Source organism: Brachyspira hyodysenteriae ATCC 27164 (assembly GCF_001676785.2).
GTDB classification, from domain to species: domain Bacteria; phylum Spirochaetota; class Brachyspiria; order Brachyspirales; family Brachyspiraceae; genus Brachyspira; species Brachyspira hyodysenteriae.
The window spans coordinates 1,878,284-1,891,651 of record NZ_CP015910.2; the positions used below are offsets into that span (position 1 = coordinate 1,878,284).

General features: G+C 25.3%; 11 protein-coding genes and 1 pseudogene. 5 read left to right on the top strand and 7 right to left on the bottom strand.

Annotation, left to right across the window (positions count from 1 at the left end):
• Positions 1-84: 84 nt before the first annotated feature.
• The 5 genes and pseudogenes from BHYOB78_RS08210 to BHYOB78_RS08225 form a co-directional block, all read right to left on the bottom strand.
• Positions 85-2,139: a tetratricopeptide repeat protein gene (locus BHYOB78_RS08210; protein ID WP_020063816.1), complete on the bottom strand. Its 2,055-nt coding sequence runs from the start codon at positions 2,137-2,139 to the stop codon at positions 85-87.
• Between the two features lie 158 nt (positions 2,140-2,297).
• Positions 2,298-2,939 carry a Pr6Pr family membrane protein gene (locus BHYOB78_RS08215; RefSeq protein WP_020063817.1) on the bottom strand — a complete coding sequence of 214 codons (642 nt, stop codon included), beginning with the start codon at positions 2,937-2,939 and terminating at the stop codon, positions 2,298-2,300.
• 1 nt (position 2,940) lies between these two features.
• Positions 2,941-3,114 (bottom strand): annotated as a pseudogene (locus tag BHYOB78_RS13520) (ADP-ribosylglycohydrolase family protein); the annotation flags it as partial.
• Positions 3,115-3,280: 166 nt separating this feature from the next.
• Positions 3,281-3,637 carry an FMN-binding protein gene (locus BHYOB78_RS08220; RefSeq protein WP_012670305.1) on the bottom strand — a complete coding sequence of 119 codons (357 nt, stop codon included), beginning with the start codon at positions 3,635-3,637 and terminating at the stop codon, positions 3,281-3,283.
• A 71-nt stretch (positions 3,638-3,708) separates the two neighbouring features.
• Complete coding sequence (locus BHYOB78_RS08225) at positions 3,709-4,131, bottom strand: hypothetical protein (protein ID WP_028331272.1); 423 nt, start codon at positions 4,129-4,131, stop codon at positions 3,709-3,711.
• Positions 4,132-4,278: 147 nt separating this feature from the next.
• On the opposite strand from BHYOB78_RS08225, the gene BHYOB78_RS08230 reads away from it, so the two are divergent.
• From BHYOB78_RS08230 to BHYOB78_RS08250, 5 genes are all read left to right on the top strand, one after another.
• Positions 4,279-5,898 (top strand): TolB-like translocation protein, encoded by a 1,620-nt coding sequence (locus tag BHYOB78_RS08230; protein ID WP_020063819.1) that lies wholly within the window; start codon positions 4,279-4,281, stop codon positions 5,896-5,898.
• Between the two features lie 178 nt (positions 5,899-6,076).
• Positions 6,077-7,981 carry a ribonuclease J gene (locus tag BHYOB78_RS08235; RefSeq protein ID WP_012670308.1) on the top strand — a complete coding sequence of 635 codons (1,905 nt, stop codon included), beginning with the start codon at positions 6,077-6,079 and terminating at the stop codon, positions 7,979-7,981.
• On the top strand, positions 7,873-8,976 hold the full coding sequence (gene sppA / locus BHYOB78_RS08240; protein ID WP_020063820.1) for a signal peptide peptidase SppA: 1,104 nt from the start codon (positions 7,873-7,875) through the stop codon (positions 8,974-8,976). Before BHYOB78_RS08235 ends, sppA begins: the two co-directional genes overlap by 109 nt.
• Positions 8,976-9,539: a hypothetical protein gene (locus BHYOB78_RS08245; protein ID WP_020063821.1), complete on the top strand. Its 564-nt coding sequence runs from the start codon at positions 8,976-8,978 to the stop codon at positions 9,537-9,539. The genes sppA and BHYOB78_RS08245 overlap by 1 nt, the downstream gene beginning before the upstream one ends.
• Before the next feature lie 2 nt (positions 9,540-9,541).
• A complete protein-coding gene (locus tag BHYOB78_RS08250; protein WP_020063822.1) occupies positions 9,542-10,795 on the top strand; it encodes an LptF/LptG family permease in 1,254 nt (417 codons plus the stop codon).
• Between the two features lie 83 nt (positions 10,796-10,878).
• Here BHYOB78_RS08250 and BHYOB78_RS08255 read toward each other — a convergent pair whose 3' ends face one another.
• Both BHYOB78_RS08255 and BHYOB78_RS08260 read right to left on the bottom strand, forming a co-directional pair.
• On the bottom strand, positions 10,879-11,211 hold the full coding sequence (locus BHYOB78_RS08255; protein WP_080638455.1) for a hypothetical protein: 333 nt from the start codon (positions 11,209-11,211) through the stop codon (positions 10,879-10,881).
• A 48-nt stretch (positions 11,212-11,259) separates the two neighbouring features.
• Complete coding sequence (locus BHYOB78_RS08260; protein WP_020063824.1) at positions 11,260-13,299, bottom strand: tetratricopeptide repeat protein; 2,040 nt, start codon at positions 13,297-13,299, stop codon at positions 11,260-11,262.
• Between the last annotated feature and the right edge of the window lie 69 nt (positions 13,300-13,368).

Consider the following 13,368-nt stretch of genomic DNA (forward strand, 5'->3'; position numbering starts at 1 on the left):
TTACGGCGGGAAAAAGAACAACAAAAAAATTGACAAACTTAAAAATTTTCAGTATATACTAACAAAATATAATTATAAAAAATTTTATATATTCAATTTTTCTAAATAATCTTTAGCTTCATTATCATAAATATTTATATCCAAAACTTTTTTATAACATTCTTTCGCTTTTTCTTTATCATCAATTTTTAAATATAATTTTGCCATTTCTTTTAAACTATCACAATGATATGAATGTGTTTCAAAATATTTCTTATGAAGCTCTATTGACTTTTGATAATATTCTTTTGATTTTTCTTTTTCATTAATCTCATCATAGATTTCTGCAATTGAATCATAACAGTATTCAAGATCCGCATTATCATATAAAGCATATTCATAATATTTTATAGCATTCTCTGTATCTCCTATTTTTCTATATGAAGCTGCTATTTCTAATGCCTTAGACCAACCGATATGATCAGTTCCTTCATTTTCCATTTCTGCTTTACTTTCTTTGATAAGCATTTCTATATATTCTTTATAATATAAAACAGCTTTATCTTTATTACCAATAGTCATATACAAATCGCATAATAATCCTAAATAATATCCTGAATCATCTGTTTTTAATTTGTTTTCGTATATATCTATAGCTTTTTGATAATATTCTTTCGCTGTATTTTCTTGATTTATTTCTTTATAAAGATCAGCAATCTTTACATAATAATTTGTACAATCTATATTATTATAGGTATCTAATTCTATTATTTTTTTATAAATTTCTATAGCTTTATCTTTTTCTCCTATGTGAATATATAAATTGGCTATATTCTTATAATCTTCTTCGTTAAGATAATAATTATAAACCCTACTCATAAGAGCATTTCTGTCATCAAATCTTGAAAGTTTGCTATATAAATCTATAAGCAATATGCAAATTTCTTCGAAAGTGTTTTGATAAATATTTTCAATATTGATAGCCTTTTCATAAAAATATACAGCTTTATCATAATCCCCTATTATGTTATAAAGCTCTCCAAGAGAACTATAATAAGTTTCATTTTCTCCATTTAGTTCTATTAATTTATTATATGTTTCAATAGCCTTATCATATCTAAATACTTGAGAATATAAAGAAGATAATTTCTCATAAATATCAGACTCTATATTTAAATTATTAGAGATATATTTTTCATACACTTCAATAGCCTTATCATATAAATTTAAATTAAATTTATATATAGAAAAAAGATCATTATAATAATTTAAATTATGAGACTCTTCTTCTATAAGTTCATCAAAAGCTGTTATTAAATATTTATAATCATCTATACCATTAAGACTATATGGAATAAGTATCAATCCATTTCCATTAGATTCTTTTTTTATAAAATCTTTATATAATTCGATTGCTTCTCTATACCTACCTAGCTTTATATATGTTTTTGCTAAATGATTTATGCATGGAGATTCTTCATTATATAAATAACTTCGATTATTAATATCTAATGCTTTTTTGAAATTTTCTATAGCCTTATCATAATTTTTTATTTTTTTATATGATAAAGCCAAATACATATAATCATATTCATTGAAATCATATTCTTTGTCTATTTTCTCATAATACTCTATAACTTTATTATATTTTTTTAATTGAAAATAATTCTCTGAAATATATCGTATATAATGATAAATACTATTTTCTCTATCAACAATATTAGTATTATTTATCATCATAGCTCTTTTATAAAAACGCAATGACTTCTTATAATCTTTTGATATAAAATAAATTCTTCCTAATAAAAACCAATAAGCAGAATCGTTGGTATTTAATTTTAATGTTTTTTTAATAATTTTTTTAGACTTATCATATTTGGCTTTTTCAAAATAAGATTTAGATAAAAAATACCAATATTTATCATTATCTTTTTCTAATACAGCAGCCTTTTTAAATATATCTATACATTCAAATTGCCAAGTTGAATAATAAGCCATACCTAATAAAAATAAAGCTTTATTATAGTCTTCATATTCAGTTAATGATTCATTAAACATACTAATAATTTCAGTTATTTTCTCATAATCTTCATCCAATGAATGGACAATAAAATCATTAATAATTTTCTCTATTTCTTCCAAAGAATATAATTTTCCCATAACATACCTCTAACATTAGTAGTATAACAAATATAAATAATGTTTTCAATATATTTTCATATTGCTAGTAAAAAATTATATTATTATGAAATATTTGTACATTTAATTTAAATATTAAGAATAATTGCTATTATATAAAAATAAATAAAAAATCAAAATTATTTATTATGTTTACTAATCACTTTGTTAAAAAATCTGTCAATAAAATATTCTATATAGCCTAAGAAATCAAAAAACAAAGTTATAAAAAATACATTTCTTAATACTGTTTTAAGTCCGTATTTATCTATATCAACAAAAAAGTAAGGATAATAACTTCCATCGGAAAAAGGACTTCCTATTCTAGCTCTTATAAGTATAAAAGCAAAATATACAAATGGTATTATAAGCCAAAGCAAAGGATCAACTATTTTATAAATGCCTTTCTTATCAAAAATAATATAATCAAAAATAGTCATAATTGGAAGTATATAATGAAGTATAATATTTCTTATATAATAAAGTCCCTTATAATCATCTGCTGTAGGACTTAATAAAAAATGATATACTAAAAATGTAACAGTTATTGACATTGTAACTGCACCTTTAAATCTTGGATAAAATGTTTCTTTTTTCTTTATAATATTAATAATATCCAAAATAAAATAAACTATCACAAGTATATTACTTTGATATGTGAAATAGTATGCTGTTTCTATATCAAGTTTAAAATTATCATAAAAAAATCCATGAAGCACAGCGAAAGAACCAATTATAATTATTATTATTTTGTATATTATAGAAAAATTAGTTTTTGTCATATTAATTCCAATAAATATAATTACCGCAAATATTTATTATCAATTCTTTATTAACTAAAGTATCAATCCACTTACTTGGAATATTATCTATACCATAATACAAAGCAGCAAGTCCTCTAGTAACTGCTGCAGTAGTATCAGTATAATCTCCCAAATTAACGGATTTTAATACTGCATCTTTATAGTTTTAAGTATTTAATAATATAGTAAGATAATTTATTATATATAAAAATTATAATAAATATGATAAAAGTATCAATAGATAAAAGTAATGTATAAAAAAGAAAGCGTATCTAAAAAATTTAGATACGCTAGGGTTAGTGAATTTCTTATTAATTTAATTACTTAGCAGGAGTTAATTTAGTTAAAGCATCTTCTACTAATGCAACCCAAGTAGCACCGCTTACACCGTCAACATAGATGTTGTTAGCTTTGATCATTTTGTCATAAGCAGCTTTTCCTCTAGCAGGACCAGTGCTGTGTGCACATTTTGTTAATACAACTTTTGTTAATTTACCGCCAGCAACAGTAACTTTAGCTTGATAGTCACCTTTAGCTGTTTTGTAAGTAGCTTTATAGTTTCCTAAGTATGTACCATCAGGTACTTTAGCCAAGTCAACTTTTCCTTGAGCAAATAGGAACAAGCTAGCAGCGAAAAGAACTGTAACTACCAAAAATAAAACTTTTTTAAGACTCATACATCTTCCCCTTTTTAATATAGTTGCTTATTAAAACTTCATAAGTAAGAAAAAGTAAAAAGTTTGTAAAACTAATTTAACATTTTTTTTATATTTCCATCTCTAAGCAGTCCCAATAAGTTATTATATTCTACAGTTGTCTTTATTTGACAGTATCTATCATCAACAAAACTTGAATATTCTACTTTTATATATTTTTCTACTATATTTTTTAACTCATCATTTTCACATTTTTTATTTGGAAGTTCTTTAGCAAAGGCATTTTCTATTTTTACTTTTGATAATGCTAAAGCAGCATTAAAAGCACTAGTCTCCATCTCATCTTTAGTTACAGCATAACCATTAGGATATCCTATAGAAGTGGCTATAAATTTATTTTCATTAACCCAGCCCTCATTAAAATTTACATTATTATTGATAGAAACTGTCTTTTCAGCAGATTTGCATGATACAAGCAAAGCCAAAACGATTATAATTATATAGCCGTATTTCATATACCCTCCAAATTTAAAATAGTTCATCAAAATATTCGTCAAAATTTTATTTTTTTTAAGTATATAATTATACATAATTATTAATTTTAGAGTATAATAGTTCCGAATATATAAAAAAATATATAAATATTAGCAGCGGGAATTATTATGAAAAAGTTATACATTATATCTATAGTATTTCTTTTATTATGTGCAAGAGGCTTCACTCAAGTATACACATTTCAAATCGGAGAAAAACTAAATAACTCATATATTTTATCAGAAACAAATTATGCAATCATAATAGAAAAAAATAGCGCCAATTCTGGAAAAACTTTTGACATAATATATAAAGATGCCAGATTAACAGGCTATAAAGATGCCGGAAATATAAAAATACTTCCTAATGGAACTTTAATTGCCACTATGTTAAAAACTTCTCTTGGTAAAGATATGTGGGTTGTAATATATGGAAATATTGAACAGGAATTCGATTCTATAGAAAGAGAAATATACTCAGGAAACAATTCTATAATATTTACCAGATTAATGGATTACGGAGTAGCTGTTATAAATGGAGAAGCTAAAGTACAGTATTCTGAATTATATGACAGTGTTATTAATGATAATTCTTATGCTTTTTCTTATTCAAGGGACGGACAGTATTTTGTAAATATTAATGGAGAAGAAAAACAAGTATCCTCTAAAGCAGACAGACTTAAATTCTCAAATGACGGAAACAATATAGTATATGTTATAGAAAATGAAGGAAATGCTGTTATATTTACAGGAAGTACTGACAGCGAAAATTTTGTATTAGTAGATGATTTAGCTTCATTCAATAATAATAGTATAGCTTATGCTGTAAAAATGCTTCCTCAAACGATGACTAATGATACTAATACCATGATGACAAATGGTACTAATATGATGATGAATGATACTAATTCAATGATGACTAATGATATAATAACAAATACAACAACTGTTACAAATTATAATTTATCTAATGTAAGTGTATATACAAATGAAGAAGGAGTAACAGTAAAAGGACAATCAAATACTATAGCTTTAATGGTTGTAACAAATGTAATAACAAATATAAGATACAATGAATTACCTGATCTTCCTGCAGCAGCTGATTCTACAAATTCAATTATTACTAATGAATTTATTATGACAAGTGTTGTAGCTAATGGAAGAAATTACGGAGAATTTAATTCAGTAACTAATATGTCATTCTCACCTGACGGAAAAACATTAGTATTTGTAAATATTAATAGTAATAATACTATGCAGTTATATGTAGGCGGTAATATGACTACTAATTATGATATGATACATAATTATAAATATTCTGATGACAGTAAAATATTAGCCTACTCAGCACAGACAAATAATGTATCATTTTTAATAGTTAATGGTAAAAGACTTCCTAGAAATTTTGATAAAATAAATGATATATATTTCTCTGAAAATAATAGTTTGGTTTATAATGCTTCTATAAATGGAAGAGAATATATAATGGCTAATGACTTTGAAAGCCCTTCTTATAATAGAATAACTTCATTTAAGTTTTTAGGAGATTCATTTGCATTTACTGCTGAAAGACTAGGCAAACATTATTACTTTATATTAAATAAAAATAACTCTGTAAGAAGAGAATTCGGCGGATATGATTATGTATCTGCTATGGATAATAATCAAACAGATGCTTTATCAATAGTATCTGACGGAAAGAATGTTTTTATAATAAAAAATGGAATGATAGTAAATAATCAACAATAGTTATTATAATCTTCTACCTATATTTTTAATGCGTAAATCTTTTATTAGGTTTACGCATTATGTTTTTAAACCTATTTCTTATAAAAAATTATAACTTGACTTAATTTTGATTATAGTTAAAATAAAAAAATAAACTTGAATTTTATTTATATTAATTTCAATATAAAGTAGTTAATGAATGAATAATAATGATAAAATAAGAATCATACCTCTTGGCGGAGTACAAGAAATAGGTATGAATATGACTGTTATAGAATATGGAAATGAAGTTTTAATAGTAGACTGCGGATTTATGTTCCCTAGATATCACATGCTTGGTATAGATTATGTGATTCCTGATACTTCATATTTAGAAGATAAAAATATCATAGGACTTATACTTACTCATGGGCATGAAGATCATATAGGAGCAATACCTCATTTCCTTAGAAAATTTCCTGATATTCCTATATATGGTTCAAGACTTACTTTGGCTTTTTTAAGAGCTAAATTAAATGATTATAAAAATGAATACAAAGATACAAAATTATATGAAGTTGAGCCTAGAAATAAAATACAGTTAGGAATGAATTTCGATATAGAGTTTATAAGGGTTAATCATAGTATACCTGACGGTGTAGGAATAGCTATAACAACACCTCTTGGAGTTATAATACATACAGGAGATTTCAAAATAGATTTGAATCCTACAACAGATAAATTTATAGATCTATATAAATTTGCTGAATATGGAGAAAACGGAGTTCTTCTTATGCTGGCAGATTCCACAAACTGTCAGAGAGACGGATTTTCTATGAGTGAAAGTGTTGTTCAAAACAATATGACTCCCCTTTTCGACTATTCTGACGGTATGATTATAGTTGCCGTATTTGCAAGCAGTATAGAAAGAATACAGGATTTAGTAACCGCAGCAAAAGTTAATAATAAATTCGTAGCATTTTCAGGAAGAAGTTTAATAAAGTTCACAAAAATTGCTCAGGATATGGGATATTTAAATCTTTATGATATAGTTATACCTATAGACAAAATAAACAGATATCCTAGAGAAAAAATAGTATGCATAACCACAGGAACTCAGGGAGAGCCTTATTCTTCTCTATCACTTATAGCTGCAGAAGCTCATAAGCATATTAAAGTAGAAGACGGCGATATGGTTATATTTTCATCAAGCGTTATACCTGGTAATGAAATGGCTGTTACTAGAATGATAAATAATCTGTTTGATCTTGGTGCTAAAATGGTTGGCGAGGATAAAAAACTTCTTCATGTATCAGGACATGCTTCAAGCGAAGATTTAAAATTGATGTACAGATTAGTAAAACCGAAATATTTTATTCCAATACATGGTGAGAAAAGACATTTAATCACTCATATAAAATTAGTTGAGAATTTAAATGGATTAGATACAAAAGGATTCCTTCTTTATAATGGAGATGTACTTGAAATAGATGAAACTTTAGAAGCAAAAATCACAGAGCCTATAGAAATAAGAAATATATATGTTGATGGCAAAGGCGTAGGAGATTTGGAAGAAAGTATATTCTATGATAGAGAACAATTATCTCTTAACGGCGTAGTAGTTGCCAATGTTGTAGCAAAGAAAAACTCTACAGGGCAATATGATATAAAAGTTGATTTAGAAAGCAAAGGTTTTACATATACAGGCGGAGAAAAAGAAGGTATAATAAATAAAACAGAACAGTTAAGAGAAGAAGGAATAAGTTCTGCAATAGAAGCAGTTAGAAAATTATTAAATAGAAATAAAAGAACTCCTTCTACAATAAAATACGAAGTGAGAGAAGCTCTTCGTAAAAAATTTATTCAGATAATAGGCAGAGAACCTGTAATATTTGTATGCCTATATATGGATCATGTTTATGTAGAGCAATCATATAATATTAACGATGAAAATAATAATGCTGTTAAAAATAATATAGAAAATATAGAAAACAATAATGATGAGGAGAAAACAAAATGTCATACGAAGAAGAAAAAGAGAATCAAGAAAACAGTAACGAAGAAGAATACATCGCAAATAAAAAGACTGAAATCAAAAAAGAAAAAAGCGGCAAAAGAGAGTTAATATTCACAATATTAATAATAATATCAATAATTGTAGGTGCAGCAAGCATATTTTTAAAAAATGAAAATAATAATATAAATATAACAAGTAATATTAATTCTACTATACAAGCACAAACCGCATTAAAAGATGGAATAGCCATAATAGATCTTAGCGGAGTAATAACCCATGTAAGCAGAAAAAACGGTTTGGGTATAGAATATCCTTCTGTAACAGAAAAACTTATTTCAGATTTTGAATATTATTTTAAACATCCAAAAGTTAAAGCTATTGTACTTCAGGTTGATAGTCCTGGAGGTTCTTTAACATCATGCGAAGAGGCTTTAAAATATTTAAAAGATTTAAAAAAGAAATACCCTAAGCCAATAGTAGCATCTTTCAGATCAATGGCGGCAAGCGGAGGATATTATATATCTATGATAGCTGATAAAATATATGCTAATGAATCTACTCTTACAGGAAGTATAGGGGTTATATCTCAATTCTTTAATGTTTCAGAATTGATGGATAAATATGGAATAAAAATGTATACAATAAAAAGCGGAAGAAACAAAGATTCACTCTCACCTTTCAGAGAGCCTAGAGAAGATGAGCTTGCATATTGGCAAGATATGACAGATGAATTTGTAGGACAATTTACTAATGTAGTTGAACAGTCTAGAGGAGATAAAATAAAAGGAAACAGAGAAGATATATTTGACGGCAGAGTATTCAGCGGAAAAAAAGCATTGGAAGTAGGACTTATAGATTCTATAGGAACTTTGAATGATGCTGTAAAAGATGCTGCTGAAATGGGAGGTATAGAAGACGAAGAGCCTTATATAATAAAGAAACCTAAAGAAAAAAATGATGTATTTAATTTATTATTTGCAAATATTTCAGAAAGTATTAAGCCTAAATCAAGCCTGCCTTTCCCTTATGATGAAATAATGAGTACAAAATATATAGGAGTGCCTATGTATATTTATATTCCTAATTATAATGGAGTAAATTAATGCAGTTACATGAAGCTATATACTATTATATATTAAGACCTAAAGAGGCCATAAAAAAATCTATAACATTTGAATATTCTTTTTTTGTATATTTATTAGCAGCTTTAAGCATATCCATATCTGCAATATATGTAATTGATAATAAATCAAATATATTAAATTTATTTATATTTACTTTCGGAATAGCAGCGTATATGGCAATATCAAATATAATAAAAATAGCTGTTATTAATCTCACAGTATCATTATTTTTCAAAACAGATAATAATAATACTAAAACATTTATAAATAATTGTTTTGGTATATTTGGTATATTTGTATTTATATTGCCTATAACATTGTTATTTTCAAGATTTAAATCTCTTTACTTTATACAAGTTATAATGTTTTTTATATTAGGATTATATTATATGGTATTAATGTTTAATAATATAAAACATTCATTTAATATAGATAGTTCATTTAAAGCATTTTTAGTTCTAATTGCTCCTATAGTATGTGACTATTTGACTTACATATCATTAGGAATATTAATCTTTGGAACTATTATTAGTTATATATAATTATGAAAAAAATTAATAAATATATTATACTTGAAACTATAGGTCCTTTTCTAGCAGGAATTTTATTTTTTACATTTATATTTGTAATTCAGCTTTTACCGGAATTAATAAGACTTATTTTTAATAATGGTGCTCCTTTGTTTATGTCTTTGGAAGTATTTGTATATATGCTTCCTTTCAATATTGCTATAACAATACCTATGTCTATACTTATGGCAAGCATAATAGGATATGGAAGACTTTCTTCAGATAATGAAATAATAGTAATGCGTGCTCTAGGATTTCCTCATATGAGGATATATATGCCTATTATAATATTGGGAGTTTTTACATTTATTTTCTCATTATTTTTTAACAATGTAATTATGTCTGAATCAAATTACAGATATAGAGCTTTAATATCATATATGGTAAATATTAAACCTTCTATTGCTGTTGGAAAATTGGAGTTTTCTGATATTCCGGATATGGGACTTTCAATAGGATCTAAATATGCTGATGATACAAGTATGTCAAATGTTGTAATATATGACAGATCCGATACCAAAAGAGTTATAACTGCAAAATACGGACTTTGGAAAAATAATGAAGCTAATGCTCAAGTAGTAACTTTAACTTTATATGACGGTGTAGTACAAGAAATGCCAGGATATGGTTTTATATCAAATGATTATACAGTGTTTGATTCTATGGATATAAATATTGTAAGAAATGTCAGCACATTAAGCTCTCATGAAAGAGGACTTAGAGAAATGCCTGCTTGGAAAATAATGGAAAAAATTAATCAAACAAAAATAGATGCTGATAAATCTGTGAATGAACAAATAAATGGAATGATAGTAAATGCCTACAATAATATAGATACTAATGCTGTAAGTATAACTTCATTTTCAAATGAATATATACAAACCAATTCAGCAGAATTAACATCTTTAAGAGAAAAAGCAATGGAGGAAGCAGTACCATATTTCTATTATGTAGAATTTCATAAGTTTATTTCAATACCTGCTGCATGTTTATTTATGGTTTTAATAGGTGCTCCTTTAGGTATAGTAGGAAAAAGAAGCGGTAAAGGATTCGGATTTGGATTATCTGTAATAGTAGTTGTTATATATTATTTGCTTATTACAGCTGCAGAATTAATAGCCGGAGGTAAAAAAGTATCCCCTCTTATTGCTATGTGGTTTCCAAATATAGTTCTAGCCGCGATGGGAAGTTTTCTTATGATAAGATCTTTCTTCAGCAGAGGAAAATAAAAATTATAAAAAATGTCTTATATATTATTAGTGCCTAGTACTTAAAGTTACTAGGCACTAATAAAATTTATATATTTAAATTATTATTTCATAGAATCAGCTATATTTTCTTTTGCCTTATCAATACCTTCAGCTGCTTTTTTCAAACCAGTCTCTATAGATTTAGAAGCATCATCCATAGCTTTAGAAGGATCTACTTTTTCCATAGCATTTTCTACAGCTTTAGAAGCATTATCCAATGTTTTCTCTGTAACATTTCCTGCTTTCTTTACACTATCCTGAGCAGCTTTTGAAGCATCATCTATTTTTTCATTGATAGCATCTGTTGCCTTATCAATTACGCTTTTATCCTTCTCACATGAAAAAGCAAATATTGATAAAATAATAACTAAACAAAATATAATATTTTTCATCATATAATCCTCATAATTTTTTACGTAATTATAATAATTAATATATATTTGTCAAGATATAGGCGAATTAGATATATAAACATTAACTTTATATTTATTCTTCATATTTTTTGAATTATATATACTTGTAGCTTTTGCAAGTCTGTCATTAAACTTTTCAACTAAAAAGTCAGCATCATCAACCTTAGGTGCCAATATTACCTCTTTCAATGCCTTATTATCAAATATATAGAGATAGTTTTTATAAGAACGTTTCATGTTATCATCTATATGTAAAGGATTACTGCCATATTCTACAAGCTGTATTATACGCATTTCCTGCTCTTCTATAAAAGATGAGTCCTTTATTAAATATTGAATATTCATAAGAAGCTGATATGATAATGATAATTCTTCTGAATTAAATTTTTTTATAATTTTAAAAATAGAATTAAATATATAACCTATATTATTTTTTAAATTATCATAAACTTTTTCTTTACAGCTCCAAACATCATATTCTTTATTTAAATCAATAATAATATTATCATAATCAGATTCACAAGGATTGAATATTATTTCATTATTCTTAGAATTATAGTATAACACAAAATATAAAGGTAAAGTTTGTTCATTATAAAATTCTATATTAGAATAATTATTTTTATCATAAGAAAATGAAAATAGTATGCTGCTATTTAAATTATTAAAAGATGTATCAAAAAATGATTTATCAAATACCAAGCAGCATCCTGTACCTTCTTTGTTATCATATTTACCATATAATCTGTACATAGTTAAAGAATCTTTGCATCTGCTGAAAGATGTCTGCAATGCAATAAAATTATTAATATTACCATATTTTGAATTTAATTTATTATTCCTAAGAAGCTGCATCAATATTTTTCCTTCTTTAGGATCATTTGCATTTTTTATGCTTGTCATTCTAAGTTTATTTTTTTTCAAATATGTATTATATTTTGAATTATCTAATTTATCATATCGTTTATCAAAAGCCATATCATCGAAAACATCTATGCCTGTATAATGTGATATCTCATTAATTTTATCATCATCTTTAACAGAAACCAAATACAAAAATATATACTGCAATATCCAAAGTTTTTTTAACTTCGATGTATCTTTAATATCACGCACTATAAAATTAAAATATTCTTCTTTTGTTTCAGTCCAAAAACTATTTTCATTCAATATTATATTAATAATTTTTTCTATATTTATGTATTCTATGAATCTTGATATTATATTGAATATATTAACATTTCTTGATTCTTTAATATCTAAAAGCAAAGTTAAAGCATAATCATATTCTTCTAATCCTATCAATGCCTCTGATTTCAAAAAATATATCCTATCATATATTGTATCATTTTGCATAACATTCAATTCTATATACTCTTTATTTTTGACAATAGTATCGCCTTTTGAATTATTCTCATCTAAAATAGAAAGTGCTTTATCAAGATATTCTATAGCCTCTTTGTATTTTTTTATATTTATAAGTAAACTAGCTTTATTTAAATATACCACTTCCAAAGATTTATTTATTTCAACAGCCTTATCATAAATTGTAAATGCCTCATCTATTCTCCCAAGTTTCTCTAAAACCATAGCAACATTTAAACAAGCATAATCATATCCTAACTCTAAAGCCTTATTAAAATAAAATAAAGCATCTTCATATCTCTCCAATTTTGAATATATAATCCCTATATTAAAATAACATATCTCAGATTTTTCATTTATTTCTAATGCCATATTAAAAGCATATAAAGCTTCATCAAAAGCCATTAATTTTGCTAATATTATACCTTTATTTATAAAAGCTTTTTCATATATAGGATTTATTTCTATGGCTTTATTGTAATACTCTATTGACTCCTCATATCTATTCAAATAATATAATGTTAATGCAGTTTTATAACAGCTTCTTGCAAAATACCTGTCTCTATAATTTATATCAAATTCTTTATAATCCTTTTCAAAATAACTTATTATCTTTAAATATATTCTAAGAGCAGAAGAATATTTTTCTAAATTAAAATAAAATCTTGCCTGAATGAACATACTATCTATTTTATCTTTTAGCATAAATAATTCCCAAATTATTAGTATATAATTTTATTATAAACTATTTTTTAATTATATAAAATATAAAAA